The 22,363-nt window shown below is 41.7% G+C and carries 19 protein-coding genes; 9 read left to right on the forward strand and 10 right to left on the reverse strand.

Features of this window, described 5'->3' with window-relative positions:
* Positions 1–302: 302 nt before the first annotated feature.
* From BMY70_RS11455 to BMY70_RS11480, 6 genes are all read left to right on the forward strand, one after another.
* On the forward strand, positions 303–953 hold the full coding sequence (locus BMY70_RS11455) for a thioredoxin family protein (RefSeq protein ID WP_090335301.1): 651 nt from the start codon (positions 303–305) through the stop codon (positions 951–953).
* Between the two features lie 43 nt (positions 954–996).
* The gene (locus BMY70_RS11460) at positions 997–1,899 is read left to right on the forward strand and encodes an SMP-30/gluconolactonase/LRE family protein (protein WP_090335508.1); all 903 of its coding nucleotides are present in this window, start codon (positions 997–999) and stop codon (positions 1,897–1,899) included.
* 180 nt (positions 1,900–2,079) lie between these two features.
* Positions 2,080–2,766: a DUF1361 domain-containing protein gene (locus BMY70_RS11465; RefSeq protein WP_090335302.1), complete on the forward strand. Its 687-nt coding sequence runs from the start codon at positions 2,080–2,082 to the stop codon at positions 2,764–2,766.
* Entirely contained in the window at positions 2,741–3,118 is a 378-nt protein-coding gene (locus BMY70_RS11470; RefSeq protein WP_090335303.1) for a diacylglycerol kinase family protein, read from the forward strand. Before BMY70_RS11465 ends, BMY70_RS11470 begins: the two co-directional genes overlap by 26 nt.
* Before the next feature lie 28 nt (positions 3,119–3,146).
* Entirely contained in the window at positions 3,147–4,271 is a 1,125-nt protein-coding gene (locus BMY70_RS11475) for a hypothetical protein (protein WP_090335304.1), read from the forward strand.
* 31 nt (positions 4,272–4,302) lie between these two features.
* The gene (locus BMY70_RS11480; protein WP_090335305.1) at positions 4,303–4,599 is read left to right on the forward strand and encodes a winged helix-turn-helix domain-containing protein; all 297 of its coding nucleotides are present in this window, start codon (positions 4,303–4,305) and stop codon (positions 4,597–4,599) included.
* Between the two features lie 73 nt (positions 4,600–4,672).
* On the opposite strand, the gene BMY70_RS11485 is transcribed toward BMY70_RS11480, so the two are convergent.
* Entirely contained in the window at positions 4,673–5,185 is a 513-nt protein-coding gene (locus BMY70_RS11485; protein ID WP_090335306.1) for a DUF2911 domain-containing protein, read from the reverse strand.
* Positions 5,186–5,285: 100 nt separating this feature from the next.
* Here BMY70_RS11485 and recG point away from each other — a divergent pair, with 100 nt between their 5' ends.
* Positions 5,286–7,406, forward strand: coding sequence for an ATP-dependent DNA helicase RecG (recG, locus tag BMY70_RS11490; RefSeq protein WP_090335307.1), 2,121 nt, complete (start codon positions 5,286–5,288; stop codon positions 7,404–7,406).
* 155 nt (positions 7,407–7,561) lie between these two features.
* On the opposite strand, the gene BMY70_RS31530 is transcribed toward recG, so the two are convergent.
* From BMY70_RS31530 to BMY70_RS11530, 8 genes are all read right to left on the reverse strand, one after another.
* Positions 7,562–7,729, reverse strand: a complete 168-nt coding sequence (locus tag BMY70_RS31530; RefSeq protein ID WP_310590636.1) for a hypothetical protein — start codon at positions 7,727–7,729, stop codon at positions 7,562–7,564.
* Between the two features lie 310 nt (positions 7,730–8,039).
* The gene (locus BMY70_RS11500) at positions 8,040–9,383 is read right to left on the reverse strand and encodes an FGGY-family carbohydrate kinase (protein WP_090335308.1); all 1,344 of its coding nucleotides are present in this window, start codon (positions 9,381–9,383) and stop codon (positions 8,040–8,042) included.
* A 146-nt stretch (positions 9,384–9,529) separates the two neighbouring features.
* A complete protein-coding gene (locus BMY70_RS11505; RefSeq protein WP_090335509.1) occupies positions 9,530–10,225 on the reverse strand; it encodes a GDSL-type esterase/lipase family protein in 696 nt (231 codons plus the stop codon).
* Between the two features lie 93 nt (positions 10,226–10,318).
* Positions 10,319–11,011: an outer membrane beta-barrel protein gene (locus BMY70_RS11510; RefSeq protein ID WP_090335309.1), complete on the reverse strand. Its 693-nt coding sequence runs from the start codon at positions 11,009–11,011 to the stop codon at positions 10,319–10,321.
* Positions 11,012–11,020: 9 nt separating this feature from the next.
* A complete protein-coding gene (locus tag BMY70_RS11515; protein ID WP_090335310.1) occupies positions 11,021–11,683 on the reverse strand; it encodes a hypothetical protein in 663 nt (220 codons plus the stop codon).
* 198 nt (positions 11,684–11,881) lie between these two features.
* Entirely contained in the window at positions 11,882–13,192 is a 1,311-nt protein-coding gene (locus BMY70_RS11520) for a TolC family protein (RefSeq protein ID WP_090335311.1), read from the reverse strand.
* A gap of 36 nt (positions 13,193–13,228) precedes the next feature.
* On the reverse strand, positions 13,229–13,891 hold the full coding sequence (locus BMY70_RS11525; RefSeq protein ID WP_090335312.1) for an ABC transporter ATP-binding protein: 663 nt from the start codon (positions 13,889–13,891) through the stop codon (positions 13,229–13,231).
* 215 nt (positions 13,892–14,106) lie between these two features.
* Positions 14,107–15,528, reverse strand: a complete 1,422-nt coding sequence (locus BMY70_RS11530; protein ID WP_090335313.1) for an alkaline phosphatase — start codon at positions 15,526–15,528, stop codon at positions 14,107–14,109.
* A 256-nt stretch (positions 15,529–15,784) separates the two neighbouring features.
* On the opposite strand from BMY70_RS11530, the gene BMY70_RS11535 reads away from it, so the two are divergent.
* Positions 15,785–17,896 (forward strand): outer membrane protein assembly factor BamB family protein, encoded by a 2,112-nt coding sequence (locus tag BMY70_RS11535; RefSeq protein ID WP_090335314.1) that lies wholly within the window; start codon positions 15,785–15,787, stop codon positions 17,894–17,896.
* Between the two features lie 309 nt (positions 17,897–18,205).
* Here BMY70_RS11535 and BMY70_RS11540 read toward each other — a convergent pair whose 3' ends face one another.
* Complete coding sequence (locus tag BMY70_RS11540; protein ID WP_218148618.1) at positions 18,206–18,973, reverse strand: DeoR/GlpR family DNA-binding transcription regulator; 768 nt, start codon at positions 18,971–18,973, stop codon at positions 18,206–18,208.
* 210 nt (positions 18,974–19,183) lie between these two features.
* Here BMY70_RS11540 and BMY70_RS11545 point away from each other — a divergent pair, with 210 nt between their 5' ends.
* A complete protein-coding gene (locus tag BMY70_RS11545; RefSeq protein ID WP_090335315.1) occupies positions 19,184–22,357 on the forward strand; it encodes a SusC/RagA family TonB-linked outer membrane protein in 3,174 nt (1,057 codons plus the stop codon).
* The last annotated feature ends 6 nt before the right edge of the window (positions 22,358–22,363 follow it).

Here is a 22,363-nt window from a genome sequence, read left to right on the forward strand (position 1 = left end):
AGGTGCAAAGATATGCAGATATCCACAGAATCACAATGCTTTAAATTAAATTTCCTTATCGTTTTGAAGAAATAATTTACTTCCGAAGATGATTTAGATTACTTGCGCATTGTAAACACGAATAATTAGGTAAATTCGTACGTTCTAGAAGTACTTCTATGTAACAGTAAATCTAGCGATAATGGCAGGTATTCTGGTATGAAGATATACTTAAACGGGCATTAACAAAACTTAACATTTCATTCGGTTACTTTTATATTATCTAACGTCATGAGCATTGAATGAATACTAAATATATTAAGATGAAACTCATTTTGTGGATTTCTCTTGTTGCCGTCACTGGCGTTGGTTCGGTCGCATCGACTTATGAGCATAAACTCACGGAAAATCTAATCGAAATTCAGCAATCCGGAGGTTATCAGATTGGTGATGCTGTCGGGAATTTTAGCTTGAAGAATGTTGATGGAAGAATGATATCGCTTTCTGATTTTAATTCTTCAAAAGGAATAATTGTGGTTTTCACCAGTAATCATTGCCCTTTTGCGAAAGCTTATGAAGACAGAATTATAGCACTTAACAACAAATATTCATCTCAGGGATTTCCGGTTATTGCCATCAATCCGAGCGATCCAGGCACTCATGTAGATGATTCTTTTGACAAAATGAAAGAACGTGCTTCTTCAAAAGGATATAATTATCCATATCTGGCCGACGAATCCCAGGCGACTGCCAAAGCTTTCGGAGCAGCACGCACGCCGCAGGTCTATGTCCTTTCAAAAAGCAACGGTAAATTTACTGTCCGATATATGGGTATGTTAGACGATAATCCACAGGATCCGGCTGGCGCAAGCAAGTTTTACGTAGATGAGGCTGTAAGTAATCTTATTTCCGGAAAACCTGTCGTGACGATGTCCACAAAGCCTATTGGATGCGCCATTAAATGGAAAAATTAACTTCCCTTTTGCTACAATCCTCCATATTACTCAGTTTCTGCCCATGAAAAAGTTTGCATATTCTCTATTCATTACCCTGCTATTTTTAAGCACAATTTCTATTGCCCAAACAAGTAAAAAGTTCTCGGCTGAGGGAGAATTTACAGCCAACTGCGAAGGTCCTGCGGTTGATTCTGAAGGAAATGTTTATGCTGTAAATTTCGCAAGGGACGGTACGATTGCCCAAATGAATAAAAAAGGGAAATCAGGTTTCTTTGTGACATTACCCAAAGGTAGCACTGGAAACGGAATCCGTTTTGCTGATAAAAATACATTTTTCGTTGCTGACTTTACTGGTCATAATGTTTTGAAAGTGGATCTGATCACAAAAAACGTGACTGTTTTTGCGAACGAGCCACGTATGAACCAACCGAACGACCTTGCTATCACCAAGAGCGGAAATATCTTTTGTTCCGATCCAAACTGGAAAGAAGGAACCGGACAAATCTGGCATGTCTCCCCGCAGGGGAAAACCAGACTTGTTGCTGAAAAGATGGGAACGACAAACGGTATTGATATCAGTCCGGACGAAAAAACTTTATATGTTAATGAAAGCGTTCAACGCAATGTGTGGGCATTTGATCTGGCAGCGGACGGGACATTATCAAACAAACGTCTGATACACAACTTCGCCGATGGAGGAATGGACGGTATGCGCTGCGACATTCTTGGAAACTTATACATAGCCCGCCACGGAAAAGGCGAAGTTGCCGTTTTATCCCCGGAAGGTAAAGTACTTCACACAATTACTACTATTGGCAAAAAGGTTTCCAATATATGTTTTGGCGGGAAAAATGGGAAAACATGCTACATCACATTACAAGACCGCGGTTGCCTCGAAACTTTCAAAGCTCAAACAGCGGGAAGAGAATGGCAGATGATGGAAGGATTTACAGCTAAGAAATAATGATTTCGCTTTCATATTATAAGCCTGACAGGAAAATATTCTTGTCAGGCTTATTGCGTTTAAGCTTTATATCCACTTCAAGAAAAAATTACTGGCTTACCGCTAAAAAATAAATCGTTAAGACTTGAATAAGTTAACACTTATATATTTACTTTGCAACTCAAAGTACTTTATAGAAATATGAACACCGAAACATTACTCCGCTATTTCAAAGGAAACCATAAGATTGCGCTTCTCGCGCTGGTATCCGCATCATCTTTGATCCTGTTATTTTTCAGAATACTCACCACCAGGCACCTTGGATTTATCTTTCTTCCATGGAATTTATTTCTTGCCTGGATACCTCTGTTTTACATCAAATGGGTCTGGCAAAGACAACTATCACATTCTCAACCAAACTGGCTGCTGGCAATTCATTTGAGCATATGGTTACTATTTTTCCCGAACGCACCCTATATCGTTACTGATTTGCTGCATTTACGAGCGACGCCCGAGCATATGATCTGGTTTGATGCGTTGATGATCTTCACTTTTGCCGTTTCCGGATTTCTTACCGGATTGTATTCTATCAGAATAGTTTATCGGCTACTGACCCATCGATGGAATCAACAGGTAGCTTGGCTGTTTATCGCTGCATCTATGTTTTTAAGTGGCTTCGGAGTCTTTTTGGGACGATATGGCCGGTGGAATAGTTGGGACATTATTGCACAGCCAATGGCGTTGGCCCGTGGTATTTTATATAGTATGAAAGACCCATTCGCCATAAAACATACCTTCACGTTTTCGTTCGTGCTGATGTTGTTGTACTTTGCGTTCCATATTTTCGCAGAACTTAAAAGAAATGAGTCAACCCATAAATATTCGTAAAGCGCTTAAAAGTTTTCGTTATGCCGGCGTTGGCATGTACGACCTGTTTCGGCAGGAAAACAACGCTAAGATTCATTTAATTGCCGCAGCACTGATTTTAATCGCTGGCATCTGGTTCGAGATTTCAACAATTGAGTGGTGCATTATCGTAATTCAAATTGCGCTGGTCTGGTCAGCAGAAGCATTTAACACTGCCATCGAAAAATTAGCTGACACGGTGACTACAGATTATCACCCTTCAATCAAAATTGTAAAAGATGTTGCGGCTGCCGGTGTTTTGATTTTGGCGATTTCAGCAGTTATCGTAGCCGGATTTATCTTTTTGCCCAAGGTCCTGGAATATCTGAATTAATATTTTATTGTCCGAACCCGATTTCAACATGTCATCAAATCAGGAATCTTTACATACGTTGAATGAAATCCGCGACTTGATGGAGCGGTCTAATAAATTTTTATCACTGAGCGGATTAAGCGGCGTATTCGCAGGCGTTTTTGCTTTGATAGGCGCAGCGGTGGCATATGTCCGTTTAAAAACAGACTGGTTCACTGAGAGTTTTTCTTATGACAATTCAGATGCACTCAGCCAAAGCGAGGTCATACGTTTCCTGCTTCTTGACGGAATTCTTGTTTTATTCCTTTCACTAACCTTTGGCATTTTTCTGACGATCCGAAAAAGCCAGAAAAAAGGATTTCAGGTTTGGAATAAAAATTCCCGCCGACTAGTTGTCAGTATGATTATTCCTTTGGCTACCGGAGGAATATTTTGTCTTGCCATGTTGTCTTATGGATACATCTGGCTTGTTTTGCCAGCAACTTTAATTTTTTATGGCTTGGCGTTAGTCAATGCAAGCCGTCATACCTGGCCGGAAGTTTTCTACATGGGCATTTTTGAAATTATTATTGGAAGCCTGGCACTGTTTTTCACAGGATTTTCGCTGCTTTTCTGGGCAATTGGTTTTGGCATATTACATATTGTCTATGGTTTTGCCATGTACAACAAGTATGACCGGGAAGGAGAAATGATTGACAAATCATCCCGAAAAGGCGGAATTGCTGCGATAGCACTTTTTCTTTTGACAGCAACATTTTGCCAGGCACAAATTTCCGCACCGACTGCTATTCCTATTGACAGCACCGCTAGAAAATGGTATGATAAAGAAACGATTTACCTTCAAGGCAGCAACAGTTATATTAAAGACAACATTCTCTATAAAGGTCAGAAAGCTATAAAACGAGAATTCATGATTTCGCCCGGCGGGATGCAGTTGTATGTCAGTTCCAGAAAAAAGAGAAATATCGCATTGGTAATTTCCCTTGCGGGCTCCGGAGGATCCATTGCTTCGTTGATAACAGGAAACCGGGATTCCTTAAAAAAGTTTTTCTGGGTTTCTCTCGGAACCGGTCTGGCATCTACAATAATCACTGCACAGGCCAACAATCAGCGCGATCAGGCTGTATGGCTGAGAAATCGCGACGCGCTACTTTTTATGGAAGTCAATAAGTAGTTTAAAAATGACTTCATAACTTGCAGGCAGAATGGAATGGTTAGAGAAATTTAATAAAGTTTTTGAAAGCAAAATCCGTCTGGGACTTATGTCTGTCCTGGTCGTAAATGACGCCGTAAGTTTCAATGAACTGAAAGAATTATTACAACTCACGGACGGCAATCTTGCCTCACATCTCAAGGCATTGGAAGAAACGGAATATATTCTGGTTCAAAAACAGTTTTTAGGGCGAAAACCAAACACAACATACAAAGCAACCGAAGCAGGCCAAAAGGCGTTTACAGACCATTTGCAAGTGCTGGAAAATATGATTCGCTCGAATATGTGAGTGATCGCTTAAAAGTTTATCCATAAAAAAAGCAGAGCTTTAAGGCTCTGCTTTTTTTCATATAGGCCGTTACTCAGAACTTCATAGGAACCGAGAATCCAGCTTTATCCCATTGAAAATCAAGTTTGGTATCTGCAACTGTGAAAGTCAGTGCTTCCTTAGAAGTTGCATAAGTCTTCGCAGGAACTGTTACTTTCAGAACATCTTTTCCTTTAATTTCTTCGTACTTATAAGCTCCCCATTGTTTCAATTCGCTGTTCAGGATAAGTGTCCACTCCTTTTCAGTTGGAATTGCAAATAATGTGTAAGTTCCGGCTTTAACAGGTTTTCCTGCAAAAGTTCCGTCTTTTTTAAAAGTGATCTCGGTCGCGTTGTTCGCTCCGATTCTCCAAACCTTACCATATTTCTCTAAACCTTCTGATCCTTCTTTTCCAAATAAAACACGTCCGCGTTTTGAAGGCTGTCCATAAGCCACAGAAACGTTTTTGCTTTCTGCCGTAATTCTTGGACTGTCAGGTGCTTTTTGTGCTGATGCGAATGTAAAACCTACTAAGGCTAAAAATAAAGTGAAAAATGTTGCTTTCATAAATTTGGTTAAGATGATGGTTGTTTGTTTTGACTAACGAAATACGTAATTCAAAAGTTGTTAATCAAGTCATTTAGTTCAAATTTCGTACTTTTGAAAAATGAGTTCCGAAGCACACATACCAGTACGTACCAATTTTTTCGATACCAAAATCGATTTCCTCAAAGGCGTTGGCCCGCAAAGAGCGGCATTGCTCAACCAGGAGTTGGGAATCTTTACCTATGGCGATTTACTTCAGCATTATCCATTTCGGCACGAAGACAGAACCATCTTTCACCGGATCAGCCAGTTAACGGAACTTATGCCTGCGGCTCAAATCAAAGGCAGGCTCAGAGAATGGACAATTGTGGGTGAAGGAGGGAAAAAACGTCTGGTCGGGCAATTCACGGATGGTACCGGAACGATCGAACTGGTGTGGTTTCAAAGTATTAACTATTTCGAAAAATATCTTCGCCCAAACGGCGAATATATCGTGTATGGAAAACCAGTAGCGTTCGGATCGAAATGGAGTATTACGCACCCGGAGATCGAACTGCTGACGCCGGACAATGAAAAAGGCGGATACTGGCAACCCGTTTATCCACTCACCGAAAAGCTTCGCAGGAAATTTGTTGATTGTAAGGCGATCAGTAAAATGATAACCAGCCTGCTGGAAATCGCCAGACCGCATATTCGTGAAACGTTGCCTGAAAATCTGGTCCAGAAATACCGGATGGTTACGAAAGCAGACGCGCTCTGGAATCTACATAATCCGCAAAGCCAAGCCTGGCTTCACCAGTCGCAGAGACGACTTAAATTTGAAGAACTGTTTTACAATCAGTTCAGGCTGATCAAAAACAAGCTCCTTCATAAGACGGAATTTCCCGGACTCGTTTTTACCAAAACAACGTTACTTCGGGAGTTTTATGATAATCATTTGCCCTTCGAATTAACAGGAGCACAAGTCCGCGTTCTTCATGAAATCCGGGAAGATCTGAAAACGGGGAAGCAAATGAACCGTTTGTTGCAGGGAGATGTGGGTTCCGGAAAAACAATTGTTGCTTTTATCACAATGCTTCTTGCACTGGATAATGATGCTCAGGCCTGCCTTATGGCGCCAACAGAAATTTTAACAGACCAGCATTATCAGGGACTGAAACAATTTGCTGATCTGTTAGGTATAAATATTGGGAAACTGACCGGTTCGACGAAAAAGAAAGACCGGGAATTAATCCACGAGCAACTTCTCGATGGTTCTATGCAGATCATTGTGGGAACGCACGCATTGATAGAAGATATTGTCCAGTTTAAAAATCTGGGTTTGTGCGTCATTGATGAACAGCACAGATTTGGCGTTGCACAGCGCAGTAAATTGTGGGCGAAAAATAAGTCGACCAATCCGCATATGCTGGTTATGACTGCGACACCTATACCAAGAACGCTCGCTATGACACTTTACGGAGACCTGGATATTTCAGCGATCAATGAATTGCCGGCAGGAAGAAAACCAATTAAAACCGTTCATCGCTATGACGCACATCGCCTTTCCGTTTTTGGTTTTTTGAAAGATGAAATTGCTAAAGGGAGGCAGGTATATATGGTTTATCCGCTGATCGAGGAATCTGAAAAACTAGATTTGAAGGATCTTATGGATGGTTATGAAAGCGTTTCCCGTGCTTTTCCCGATGTTCCATTGAGCATCTTACACGGAAAAATGAAGCCGAAAGACAAAGATTTTGAAATGGCTCGTTTTGTAAAAGGTGAAACAAAAATAATGGTGGCGACCACAGTTATCGAAGTGGGCGTAAACGTCCCGAATGCTTCCGTAATGGTTGTTGAAAATGCTGAGCGTTTCGGGTTATCCCAGCTTCATCAGCTGCGTGGGCGTGTCGGCCGTGGAGCAGAACAATCGTACTGTATTTTAATAACGGATTACAAGATCAGTAAGGAAACCAAACTAAGGCTGGAAACCATGTGCAGAACAAATGATGGTTTTGAAATTGCTGAAGTAGATTTGCAGCTTCGGGGACCGGGAGATATTTCAGGTACACAGCAAAGCGGCCTAATGGATTTGTTAATTGCAAATCTGGCGCAGGATGGAGAAATTTTAAAAGCCGCCAGAATTTCCGCAGAAGGTATCCTCAATACAGATCCGGATTTGCTTACGCCGGAAAACGCTCCTATCCGGAATCATATTAATAACATGCGGAAGGAAGAAACGAACTGGAGTCGGATTAGTTGATGGATTAAGCAGATTGTAAATTCGTAAAATTACTCTTCGAAAAATGTTTCACGGCACCTCTGCTCGCCTTTTGTTCCGCATGCCATAGATCGTAATTCTTCTGTAAATTCATCTTGTCCCAAATGCTTCCGAAAGCTTGACAGCCATCTCCGGACTTATACCTGATTTTTATTCAGAATTTGAGACAGTGTTTTTCTATTTACACCTAACCCTTCTGCAATTTCAGTTATAGTATAAGCATCACCTGTCTCTTTCCTCAATTCTTGAATCAAACCACTTAAAATCACACCTGGGTGTGAGGGACTCATTCCTCTTTCTAACATGTCGGTGGCGTTTGGTGATAATCAGAAAATCCAAATCGTAAGCATTGCTGAGAGCTTGGAAGAATTATCATCTTCGAAAAACAAATTAAATCCTTTATGCTGAATCCTTTCAATCATCTGGCAGATTTACCATCGACCAAATCATTTTAAGTTGACACGATTAATCCATTGATAAGTAATGCACGATCATAATTCACCCGGCCATAGACTTTATTCTAAGCGCCGATTAAATGTGAGAAGCAAATTAGATAAATAAAAAAGCCCCAAAAGCTATCAACTTTTGAGGCTTAGAGAGAAAATAAATATTTTCCTACGCAACAACTTCCCGAATCTCATTAATAAATTCAAACGATTGAGGACGTGTAACATGAAGTGCCGCACCAAGAGAAGTTGCATAAGGCAAATCAGTTGCGTATACTTTATGCTCAGGGAAGTTACGCGCTACAAGCCTGGTAAAGATCTCATTTTTTGAAAATCCACCGTCAATATAAATCGCCTGCACCTCGTTAATACCGATCAGGTTCAAAGATACGGTCAGCATATCTGTAAGTCCCTTTAACAAATGATGATACGCTGCTTCCGGCGTTGCGAAAGCACTAACCTGCCATTCCTTTGTATTAGCTTCCGGGAAAGGTCCGTTTCCTGTCATGCAGGCTGCGTAAAATTTGGGTGTATCTGCCTTTAAAATTTCTTCGTTAAATGCTACTTTCTTGTAAAAGTCACCATCGACATGAAAATATTCAGCGATTCGTTTGACCTGAAAATCATGCTCCCTCCCCATAAAAAGACGGGAAGTGGTCACCCCGCTTCCTTCCGGCGTCAGGTAGTTCATACAATCCCTGTCGAGCTGCTGAGATGTTAACGGTTTAGAATAAAACGGATTAAAATTGATACACCAGGTTCCTGTTGATAACAACACAAATGGCTTTTTCACAGCCATCCGGTATGGCACCAACGCAGAAGAACTATCATGCAAACCAAACCCAGACTGAATCGCTTTTTCACCATCACGATAAATGAAAGATGACGATGCAAGCACCGGCGGCAGTTTTTTCTGAATGGCTTCATCTTTAACCCATTCATGATAATCCCACATTTCAAAACTCCAAAGTGCTGTATGACAACCAATTGAAGTATAATCACTCGCTTTTCTTCCCGTTAACAGGAACAAAATATATTGTGGCAAATGCAAAGAAGAAACGATTTTAGCATAGACTTCCGGCTTAGTATGTTTCAGCCAGTAAAGCTGCATACCCGAATTCAACATACCCATTGGCGGAGAACCAGTCTGGAGGCTAATTCTGGTCGGATCGCCGTGTTTGCTGTAAAATTGATTTAATAACGACTCGGGAAGCGGTTTCAAATAAGAATATAACGGAGTCACCGGTTTATTGCTCGCATCCAAATGAACCAGACTAGCACCATAAGCAGCAGCATTTACCGCCTGAATCTGATATTTAGGATTATTTTTAAGATCATTCCAACGCTCCTGAACCCACTTGGTAAGAAGTTCAATATTTTCAGTTGGGAATCCATCCTCATCCGTCGTTTCTGGCAGTGATTCTGCAACTTCTTCTATAATCTGATACTTTTCATCAAAAAGTACATACTTTTTATTGGTCCTGCCAATATCAAAAACCGCCGTTACTTTCATTATTTTGAATGCGCTATCACTTTTAATCTACGGAAATCTATTTTTCGGTTAATATACTGACTTTACTTTAAAAGGTACACCCCTAACCGGACTTTTTAAAATCTTACTTATTCAACGAAAAGCCTAAAAGCATAGCAAGACATTTTTTACTCCGACTTTTCAAGAATCGGTTTCAAAACTGTTACCCAACGGCGATACCCCTCTTCGTTCATGTGTAAACTGTCTTTCAAAAATATCGTTCCATCAGGTCTTCCATTCTTGATCATGACCGGCCAGATATCAATATATTCATGACGACGATCGCTTTTGATAAAGTCCTGAATCAGCTTATTCGCCTTTTCAACATCTCGACGTTTATCCCAGCGAGAGGGGGAAGGTTTTAAGGAAACACCATAAATTTTAGCATCCGGCTCTTTATCCCGGATTATTTTCGTGAGCGCCACATAAGCATCACGTACCTGTTCCGGCGATTTGGGTTTGTTGCCAAACATATCATTTTCACAATAAATGACAACCGTTTTGGGATGGTATTTAAGGATGGTTTGATCCGCATAATGGATCACCTCCGGCAGAGTTGAGCCTCCAAAACCGCGGTTAATTATCGGAAGCGGAGCGAGATCTTTATCCGCATTCGTCCATTTGGTAAATGTTGAACTTCCCGCAAAGACAATTCCTCCCGGTGCGGGCATCTTTTCAGCATCACTTTTTTCAAATTTTTGGATAGCACTTTCAGAGCGGTCGACAGGATAGTCTGGTGTCCAGGGCGGAGCAATAGATGAAAAATTTGGTTTATGGCATGAAGAAACAAACAACACACCCAGGAGAAAAAAATACTTCTTCATTGAATAAAAAAAACGATAGATATCCCGAAAAGGCATTTCTATCGTTTTTCTAATACTCGCTGCTCAATTATTTATTTAGGGCACTTGGGATTGTTATAAAAAGCGGCGAACGCCAAAACCTACAACCGGAAACCGGAATGACGGAGAAAATTGATAATTAAGTGTTTTTTGCGCGGTTGTATTGTTACTGCTTTCAACACTGGATTTCAGATGGGAATAATCTACGCTAACGAAATCCGATAAGGCGATATTAGCCGTAACCCACCATTTTTGCGACAGTTTGTAATATAATCCCGCACTTAAGCCGGCAGAAAGAGTCAACGTATTTATTTTGTTCTCCCCCAAAGCCGAACCATCGCTGGTAGTCTGATAAGTCTTGGAATTATTATAACGAGCATTAATCTCAGGCCCTGCATAAATTCCGGCCTTCTCGTTAAAATGTTTGTAAAATTGCCAAAAATGCCCCACGCCTATCCCAAAACCATTAATACCATTTTTCTCTGTATTTATTGGATTCCCATTAACATAGGTAAGGAAATTTTGCTTACTACCAGCCAATGACGTACTAATTTTCCAGCCTGAAGCTCTTGTGTCGGTCTTAAATTTTCCCAGACCAATGTCAAAATTATAGCCATAATTGTTTGAAGATTCTTGTAAATCGGAATTAGTGTTACTAAAATTAACAGACGCGGTTCCGGAGATGAATTTCTGGCCCTCCAATTGCGCCAGTACAATTTGAGATGAGCTCAAAATGAGCAGTGCTATAATGAAATACGTATTTTTCATAACAGGATTTTAGTTTTTTTGAAGATACCAGGACGCTCTTACAGCAAAATAGCTGGTTAAATTTGTAGTCACGATCGAGTTGAAAAACACATTTTTAGATGTTGGCATGTGATTATAACCTGCAGACAATGACAAAAAATTCAGATCGGTTTCCAAAGCAAATCTTGGCGTTATCCAGTAAGAAATACCTGGTGTCAGGTATACGCCGGCGGCATAGCCGTCGGTTTTTGTTACCTCGTCGTTGCTCGAGTATCTCAAATGTATATAGGAAAGACTCAACGATGAATTTAAAAAGATTGCCCACTTTGGACTGAGCGATTTGTAATGTCTGATATAGGGCGACAGGTTGTAGGCAATATTGTTGCCTTTATAAACAAAATCCTGGCCAGCGTAGGAACTTTGGTTTTTTGAAAAAGCCATGCTTGTACCAAAGCCAATTCCTATCATTCTGTTCTCTTTTACAAATTTCCCATACTGAAAGGAGGGATTTAAATTAAATGCGTCATACTTGCTGTTGTTAGCACTTACACTCGGTGTGTAATCAATAGCCTGATGCGTTCCACGGAAATTAATCGTTGCCGCGACGTATTTCGTACCTTTTTCAAGCTGCGCTTTGACGGGAAGTGACAGCCAGAGCAAACTGACAATTCCGAATAGAAGAGTTTTTTTCATGACGCTGAATAATTGGTTCAAAGGACAAGATAATTAACATTATGTAACCGATGTAACTATTTAGTTTTTTTAACAAATAATATAATTGAAAAGAGGCGAACATGATGCCGCCTCTAAATACTACCAGTACCAAAATTCACCTAACTAACTTTTTATGAGGATTAATTCACACAATCCATGCTGATAATTTTCTTCTTTTTAATAAATCCCTATCCAAGTACCCTGACGATAAAATTGCAGTAACCGTTGTTTCATCATGTACTCATATCGTGCCTGGATTGCGTTTGCTTGCGCTTTTCCAAGATTTGCTTTGGCCAGTGCATATTCAAAAATATTGGCAGTACCAGCGTTCAGTTTACTTTCAACAACCGAGAAACTTGCCGTTAAAGATTCCGATTGCCCCTGCGCCGCAGCGAAGCGGTCGGCTGTGCTATTCACATCCAGGACTGCCAGTTCAACGGATTGACGCAGCAACTGTTTTGCAATATCGAACTGATTTTGGGACTGCCGCTCCTGTACTTTTGCAAGTTCAATCCGGGGGCGTGTAACCCAACGGCCCATGATCGGGATATTCAATCCAAGACTCAATGAGCCGTTTCTTGTCGCATTCAGCTGATTGAAATAATCGAGATTTCTGTTTGTAGAGGCGTAAAAAGCACCAATGTTTGCCCCAAGTGTAAGTGAGGGGTAATTGTCTGCCTTAATTGATTTCACCAGATAAGTAAAACTTTTCCGGCTTAATTCGGCAGCTTTGATTTCCGGAAATTGTTTCAAAGCATCCTGATAAACAGCTTCTGCATTTTTCGAATCAGCCGGCATGTCAATTGGATCCAGAGCTGCAAAGTCAATTGAATCATCCGGCTCGATATTCATACGCTGAAACAATGCCAAACGAGCAGTTTTATAATTATTCAAAGCCGTCACCATATCAAACTTGTCGTTTGCCAGCTGAGCTTTAATTTCAAACAAAGTACTTTGCGCTGCTACGCCTGCATTCAGTTGCTTTTCAACCCTGTCGACCTGCTGCAATGATGATTCAACTTGCTGAACATAAGACTCGTATAGTGACTTTGTCGCCAGAACATTTACATATCCCTGCAAAAGAAGAATCGTTTGAGCATTTAAAACGGCAGTACGGTTCTCCATTGCAGATTCTTTCAATAGCTGATTCTGACGAATCTGATTCTGGATTTTAAATCCCTGAAAAATAGGCATTTGAAAACCCGCACCAATGGAATTATAGTTGTAAAGCTCATCTATATACGCATTGGTATACTGGTCAATACTCCGGCCCAGATTCAGACTATGATTCGCTCCAATGTTAATCTGAGGAAAAATCTGCGACTTTGTTTGTCGCAACTGAGCCTGAGCTGCCTCCGCCTGAAGATTCCCTGCCCGGTATGTCAAATTATTTTTTGACAAAAGATCGACACATTCAGCCAGTGTCAACACTTTTTGCGCCTGCGATAATCCGGGAAGCAGACAAAGCAATAATAATAATTGTTTCATGACTAATAGATGAATTATTGAGGAGAGTTGACTGAATTATGCAAGCCAGCCATCTTTCAGCCTCACCACACGATTTCCGTATGTAGCGTTGGCCTCCGAATGCGTTACCTGAACAATCGTTACTTTATCCTCCTGATTAAGTTTTTGAAATAATTCCATAATTTCGACAGCTTGCTCCGAATGCAGATTTCCCGTTGGTTCGTCAGCGAAAATCACTTTTGGATTATGGACAATGGCCCTTGCGACACCCACCAATTGCTGCTGTCCGCCGGAAAGCTGATGCGGAAAAAGGTCTTTTTTAGCCACCATATTGAAACGGTCAAGCAACTCAGCCACCCGGCTTTTTCGCTCAGAACCCGAAACCCCTTTGTAAAGCAGCGGTGTTTCTATGTTTTCATAAACCGTGAGTTCGTCGATCAGGTGATACGCCTGAAATACAAATCCGATATGATGACGGTGCAATTCCGTACGTTTTTTTTCTGTTAACTTTTGAACCGGCTCATCCAGAAACAAATATTCTCCCTCGGAAGGCTCTTCCAGCAATCCCAGGATATGAAGTAATGTCGATTTTCCTGAACCCGAGGGCCCCATGATCGAGACAAATTCTCCTTCCTTAATATTCAAATCAATATGGCGCAGCACATATGTTTTACCGAAACCAGCTGGATAATACTTTGATATTTTCTCTAATTTGATCATTATGAATTTTGGTTTGAGATTTTTGATTCACAAGAATAAAGACATTTGAACTGTGTTTCTAAACCTCTTTTGTTTATTTAGTTTTCAAAAAGCCTTGCCAGAAATATTTATTACTGTAAATCAAATAGTTACATATTAATCCAAAATAAAACCGTCCGAAATCGTACAAAAGTGTACGGTTTCGGACGGTCCGGAATTTTAAGGCAACCTTAATTTCAGAGCCTCTGCCTGACCTCAGTTACGTCAAGCATAAAATTGTGCAGGTCTGTATTTTTAACGAAAGGTTTCAACAGCTCACTGCCCGGCCCGAACATCGCGAGTTCAACATAATCGCCTGAGTGATCCATGCCTGCCCAGCCGATGGAAGTGTAAGCCGTCTGAATTTGACCTAATTCTTTGAAAGGAAGTTTCTTCGGATTGTAAAGTCCTTCTTCATTTAAAACAGTATAGTGTTTTAATAAACTTTCTGCTTCGGCTTTTTTGATTGCATATCCCTGCGCTTCTTCCAGTCGTTCAATCACTTGTGACGCCGTCGAGTTTTTATTAATACCATTCAAAACCCAGTCATTGCTGTGTTTGAAATGATGCATATAATCAAAATTTTTCTCGGTCATCGAACCTGAAAACAGTCCGGGATTCGCATTTCCGTGATCCGTTGTGATAATGACAAGCGTTTCCTTATCCTGCTCAGCGAAATCGATTGCAACTTTAATAGCATCATCAAAAGCGATCTGATCATAAAGCAAACCCGCAGAATCGTTGGAATGGGCGGCCCAATCCACTTTTCCACCTTCAACCTGCATCACAAAACCCTTTTTATTTTTCTTTAATCTTTCAATTGCATGTTTTGTCATTTCAGCCAATGTCGGAACCTGATCACGTAACGTTGCATTGCTCTGATGATCAACCGAAAATGGCAGGCCATTATCTGCAAAAACACCAAGTAAAGGTTTCGTTTCGGAAGCCGGAAGGTTAAATAATTCCTTTTTGTTTTTTACAGTAACATATCCCGCTTCGTCAAATTTCTTGTAAACGTCATCCTTATCTTTCCGTTTGGCAGGGTCGAAATAATCTTGTCCGCCACCCATCATCACATCAAATTTCAAAGGCAAATATTGTAGTGCAATATCATTTTGATCTCCGCGAGATTTATTGTTGATACAAAATCCTGCGGGCGTCGCATGTGTAATCGGCACGGAAGTCACACAACCCACGGATTTTCCGGCTTCTTTAAATTTCTGTAATATAGGTTTATTGAAACTTCCATCCGGGTTTGCATTCAGTGAGCCATTATTGACCCGAACTCCCCCGCCCCATGCAGAACTCGAAGCGGCTGAATCGGTCACAAAGGAGTTGGCAGAAGCAGTATCCATCAAAGCCCGTTTTGCTTTGTTATCAATATACAGCTGCATCCAATGACTTTGACGGCCTTCCTTTCTTTGCAATAATAGACTTGCCATGTTAAGCGTACCGGTACTCATACCGTCGCTAACCATGAAAATTATATTTTTAGCTGTAGTACCGCTTTTTCTGACGATGCCGGAACTCTCTGTTCCTGCAAAAGCTCCAAATGGCGAAAATAACGAACCTGCCACAACTGTGAGCGAGGAATTTCTAAAAAAATCTCTTCTTTTCATTTCAATTTCTGATCTGTTTTAACCGGATTTTGCGGTCTTCTCGAAGGAACAAAATACAGATTCAGATGTTATTTGAGGATGAGCTCAATTTGGTGTTTCCGTTAAATTTCAGCACTTATTATTATCAAATTGTAAAAATAATAGTGGAAATGTATTTTATTTCAAACTTATTCATCACCCAATTATTTATTTGAATTCTACAATAATTGAGACATTTGATTTAACTTCACTTCTGACTTATCACCTGAACTCTTCGATGAAAAAAATATTTATTCCTGCAATTGCTTTCCTCGCGGCATTTTCCATTTCTGCAAAAATCACACTAACTGATAGGAAAAAAACTTCCGATGTAGAATGGCCTGAATACCTAGGGGGCGCTGACAGAAACCACTATTCTTCTCTAAATCAGATCAATACCACCAATGTTAGGCAGCTGACCAAAGCCTGGGAATTTCATTCTCTTGATTCCGGACAGGTACAATGCAACCCGATCATTGTAAACGGTACGTTGTATGGCGTTACCGCAACAAATCAGGTTTTTGCCCTTGACGCGGCAACTGGCAAAGAGAAATGGAGATTTAAAGCTGGAAAAGGTGGAGGATTAAATACAAATCGTGGCGTCACTTATTGGAGCAGTGCCAACGAATCAAGGATCATGTATGCTTATGACGCATGGCTCTATGCGCTCGATGCACTTACCGGACAACCTGTAAAATCTTTTGGAGAAGATGGGCGCGTGAGTTTGAAAAAAGGATTGGGCCCGACGGCGCAGGATAAATTTGTAATTTCTAACACGCCTGGAGCACTTTATGGCGATCTGATTGTCATGCCGCTGCGGCTTTCAGAAGGTCCCGATGCGGCTCCGGGAAATGTTCAGGCATTTAATGTCATCACCGGGGAGCTTGCGTGGGCATTTCATACCATTCCGCATCCGGGTGAATTTGGGTATAGCACCTGGCCAAAAGATGTTTACAAAAATACAGAAGTCGGCGCTGCGAACAACTGGGCCGGTATGGCTGTAGACAAAAAACGCGGTATTATTTACGTCCCGACAGGTTCCGCCGGGTTTGATTTTTACGGTGGAAACCGCGCTGGACAGAATTTATTCGCCAATAGCTTAGTTGCCTTAAATGCGAAAACCGGCAAACGTATCTGGCATTTTCAGTTTGTACATCATGATCTTTGGGACAGAGACATTCCCGCACCTCCGAATCTTGTGACGATAAAAAAAGATAACAAAACTATTGACGTCGTCGCGCAGGTCACCAAACTTGGCTATGTCTATATTTTTGATCGCGTAACAGGTTCGCCTATTTTTCCTATTAAAGAAATTCCTGTTCCTAAAAGTGATCTCGCCGGAGAGCACGCCTGGCCGACGCAGCCAGTACCAACGTGGCCAGCTCCTTATGCAAGACAAACGGTTACGGACGCTGACATTAATCCGTATTCAGAAAATCGGGATTCACTGCTTTCCATTCTGCGAAAAGCAAAAAAAGGACTTTACCAACCGTTCGGAGAGATACCAACGCTGATACTTCCAGGCTTTGACGGAGGAGCCGAATGGGGCGGCGCAGCTGTGGATCAGGACGGAATTATGTATGTCAATGCGAATGAAATGCCCTGGATTGCGAGCCTAAGCCCAACGCCAAAAGAGGACGAACTTTCACATTTGAGTGCCGGGCAACGCATCTATACCTTAAATTGTATTGTATGTCACGGTCCGGAACGGAAAGGCAATCCCAAAAGCGGTTATCCATCACTCGTAGATATCGGACAGAGACGGGACCGCTCGTATGTTTCAAAATTAATTACAAGCGGCAAAGGAATGATGCCGGGATTTACCAGCATTTCCGGCGAGGAAAAACAAGCACTCGTTAACTTTCTTTTCGGGGATGAAAAAGTGGAAGTCGCAGCGACCACAAAAGGTAAAAAGTCACCGGTTATGCCTTACAAATTCAATGGTTACAACAAATTTCTCGATAGCAAAGGGTATCCGGCAATTAGTCCTCCGTGGGGAACGTTGACCGCAATCGACCTCAATACCGGAAAACAGGTCTGGCAAAAAACACTGGGAGAATTCAAAGAATTAACAGCGAAGGGCATTGCAGCAACCGGCACGGAAAATTATGGAGGGCCAGTCGTAACAGCAGGCGGAATTCTGTTTATCGCCGCCACAAAGGACGGAATGTTCCGCGCATTTGATAAGAAAACAGGAAAACTTTTATGGGAGACAGAATTGCCCGCGGCAGGTTTTGCCACTCCAAGTACCTATGAAGTTAACGGAAAACAGTATGTGGTTATAGCCTGTGGCGGAACAAAACTAGGGACGAAAAAAGGAGATAGTTATGTAGCGTTTGCGCTGCCTTGAATTATCAGTTTATTGATTCAGGCCCTAAAAGTATTGTATCACCATGTGCGGGATTTATCGTGATTGAGATTATCGTACATACTACAAGTCGCCATACTTTCTGGATTATTTCAATTAAATAATTCCAAATCGATTCGGGTATTATCAGAAGCCGGAACGTAACGTAGCAAAGGCTTACTATTTTGTTTGGAAATAATCCTGATGGGACGACGTTATCGTAGAACGATCGCATTATATACCATAGCCGAGCCTCGACGGGGTATCGAATTCTTTGGCAACTATCGGTTTATATTCGGTAATTAAATCACACTATACAATCGTCAATCTTTCCCTTTTGTACGCCTTTAATTCTACATTATCGGGATCAAGCTCCGTTATCAAATAATTTATTTCATCAAGACTACAGACCCGTAATCGCTGAACGGAATCAAGCTTTTCCGAAATAGTTAGTATCGCTGTCTCCTTCGACGCTTTCATCATCGCCCGTTTGACCTGCACCGTTTCCATATCTGAATCCGTAATTCCTTCATTGAAACTTATTCCGTTAGCACCTAACACGCACAAATCCGCATGAATATCCGCAAATCGACTGATCACCTCTCCTCCTGAACTAATTTGTGAGGTCTTTGCGATTGTTCCACCAATGAAAATAACAGTTGCTTTCGAATGATCGCAAAGCTGTAAAGCCGTTAATAAACTGACTGTGAAAAATGTAGCGGTAGTATCGAGAGGGATATGGCGAATCAACTCACTCACAGTTGTTCCACCTCCAATAACTACAAACATGTCGTTTTTGATCAATTGTGCCGCTTTTTGCGCGATAGTTTGCTTAGCCTCAGGAGCATATGCATCGACAATTGAATAGTTAAACTGATAGGATTTTGACAATGCGCCTCCATGAACTTTCACAAGTTTCCCGGCTTCCGCCAGCTCATTCAGATCTCGTCGTATCGTATCCTCTGATACATTCAGCGTGTTGCTCAAATCCGAAGACAGTGCACGATTATGCAAGTTTATTTCCTTCATAATGAGCATCTGACGCTCTTTCTTCATGATCGAAGTCGAAGTTTGAATCATCGTTAATTCAGAATAAATTCTACAATAGTTAGGAATAGCAGTTTTATATTTCAAACAAAAGTAATTTTTAAAAATTATATACGGCATTTTCTGGAAATATTATTGAAAAAACTTTAACAACGCTATTGATATTTGAAAACCATATGCAGATATTTGTCGATACCATTGCGTTTTTATGAGCTTTTTCTGTCATCCTCTAAAAAATCCTTTATGAGAAAAAAGATTTATTTATCTATACACGTCCTCCGGTCTGTGGCCGCGCTGGTAGTGGTAATGCTTCTGACCGCCGAAGTTTTCGCACAATCCTATTCCATAAAAGGAAAGGTATCGGATGGCAGCGGCCAGGGAGTGCCGGGAGTTTCTGTGTTACTTAAGGGAACCATGGTGGGAACCGTCACAGATGTTGAGGGTTCCTACTCGTTAAATTCTGACTTGAAACCAGGAAACTATTCCCTGGACTTTTCATCCATAGGTTATGCTCCGGTAAGCCAGGCTGTAACTTTGGGTAACCAAACTTCCGTGGTCGTCGATGTGACTGTCAAAGAAGCGATCGCCCAGCTGGATGAAGTCGTCGTTACAGGATCCACGATTAAAACAACCAGAAGACAACTGGGTAACGCGATCAACTCCATCAGCTCAAAAGAATTAACCAATTCGGGGTCTGCAAATCTATTTTCTGCCTTGCAAGGTAAAGTTCCAGGTGCGCAGATCACCCAAAACTCGGGAGATCCCTCCGGCGGGATGACTATCCGCTTACGTGGTATCAAATCTTTGCAGGGAAATTCTGATCCTTTGTATGTTATCGACGGCGTGATTTTAAGTAATGCTTCCATAAACGTCTCGCAATATGCGCTTTCCGATCAGGTGGGTTCTGCGGTCGTTGGGAGCAACCGAATGTCGGATATAAATCCGGCTGATATCGAATCGATGAACATCATAAACGGTGCGGCAGCGGCGGCCCAATACGGTTCACGTGCTTCAAATGGTGTAGTTTTGATCACAACCAAACGCGGAAAGAGCGGTGCTCCGCAGATTAATTTCTCGACAAGTGTGAATGTTAACGAACTTCGCAAGAAATTGAAGATCAGCACATACGGAAAGCAATTTGGATTCGCAGCTTTGCGTCTTGGTACAATAACCGGGTTGACACCTGCTCAGATTTCTGCTAATCCGGGTGTTACAACGACGCCTGTTACCCGCGATGGTGTAACCGCCAATCTTGCAACAAATCTCGTGGATGTAAGCCGCTACGACTATCAGGACGAGATTTTCAGAACAGGATACGGAACCGATAATGCGCTTTCAATCAGCGGCGGAAATGAGAAAACGCAGTATTATGCATCTCTTTCTTACATGAAAAATCAGGGTATTGTCGAAGGAACTGATTTTCAACGTTACGGACTTCGTGTTCGTTTGGAGCAAAGACTGGCAAGCTGGGCAAAGCTTTCGGCAGGGATTACTTACAACAACAGTTTTTCCAACGAAAAACCAAACGGAAACGTCTTTTACAGTCCGATCAACTCCATTAACATCACAAATAATATTTACGACATCACAAAACGTGATGCCCAAGGTAATTTGTTGGGTGTAGAACCTACACGCGTGAACCCGTTGACTACCGTGGAAGAAATGAAATTCACACAAGCTGTGAACAGAACGGTAAACGATATTCAATTGAATTTAACACCGTTGAAAGGCCTGAACATTGACTGGGTTTTTGGTATCGATGCATTTTCACAGCTGGGAAAAAACCTTATTCCTCCTTATCCGTATGGAACGTCTTCTGGCTTACCCGCTGAACGTTATCCAAAAGGTTTTGCAGCGAATGTGAATGCTAATACTTTTTTATATAACAACGACATCAACATTTCTTACGAGCGCGATCTTTCGCCAGATTTTAAGCTGAATGTAGCAGCGGGAACCAGTTATCAAAACAGCAAAACAGATATCTCGGCTTCCAACGGACAAAATCTTGCGCCATCTTTTGAAACGGTAAATGGTGCTGCAAGTACAACGGTAAAAGCTACATACGGACTGGATCAGTGGGATTTATTCGGGGTTTTCGGGCAGGCAACTTTTGGCTACAAAAACCTTGCATTCATCACCGGAGCGGTAAGAAGCGACCGTTCTTCCAAGTTTTCTTCTTCCGAAGCCAACCAGGTTTATCCTAAATTCAGTGCAAGCTTTATCCCTTCTGACCTGGGTTTCTGGGATAAGAATGGAATCGGCAAAGTGGTCAATTCTGCCAAACTCCGTTATTCGTGGGGGAAATCAGGGAACATGACCGGTATTGGAACTTATGACCGTTTCTGGCAATTTAACTCCGTACCATTCCTGGGTCAGAATACTATTTTGCCAAGTGCAACGCTGGCCAACGAACGCGTAAGACCTGAATTTATGACGGAAAATGAAGGAGGTATTGATTTTACATTCCTGAAAAATAAACTGACGCTGGGGCTCACAGCTTACACTCAGAAAATCACGGATCTCGTTGTAAACCGCGTTTTGGCTCCGTCATCCGGCGGAACGAGCATTATCAATAACGTTGGAGAAATGCAGAATAAGGGGTACGAAGTGAGCCTGGGTTATACTCCAATCCAAACGAAGGACCTGACCTGGGATGTCAGTGTGATTTACAGCCAAAACCGCAATAAGATCACACAGCTCGGAAGTCCGTTGGTTGCATTAAATTCAGTAACAGGTGCACCTTCCTTCCTGGTTCAGGGACAAGCCGCGAGCGTATTTTACGGCACTTTCTTCGCTCGTAACGAAGACGGAACTCAATTTTTAACGGCGCAGGGATTGCCTCAGTCGCAGAAAGGTGTTCAGTCCGCCACGGATCCATTGGCATATACTCCTTCTCCAAAAGGCGCGGACGGACAATTTTCCACAAACACGACGGTCAGAAAAGTCATTGGAAATCCGAATCCAAAATGGACGGGTTCCTTCGTAAGCAATCTTACTTACAAACGTTTCGGCTTCCGGTTCCTGCTTGACGCGGTTCAGGGTATGGATGTATTTAATGCCGACCGCCGGACCCGTCAGGGCGTTGGTATCGGTGATTATGCTGAGAGGGAATTGACAGGAGAATTGCAGCGTGGCTATGTTTACTCGATTTATAATACTGAGGAATGGAGAATCGATGACGCTTCTTTTGTGAAACTTCGCGAGATTAGCTTGTCATATACGCTTCCAAACGTGATTAAGAATGTTCGTAACATCAATATTGCACTTTCGGGCCGTAACCTGATCTCTTGGGATAATTATGATGGTTTTGATCCTGAGACAAATGCAGGTGGAAACAGTGATTTATTACGTGGTGTGGATTTTGGTAATGTACCGATTCCACGTACTTATCAGGTGAAAATATCGGCCAGTTTCTAACCTACT

It is taken from the genome of Dyadobacter koreensis (assembly GCF_900108855.1).
GTDB classification, from domain to species: Bacteria; Bacteroidota; Bacteroidia; order Cytophagales; family Spirosomataceae; genus Dyadobacter; species Dyadobacter koreensis.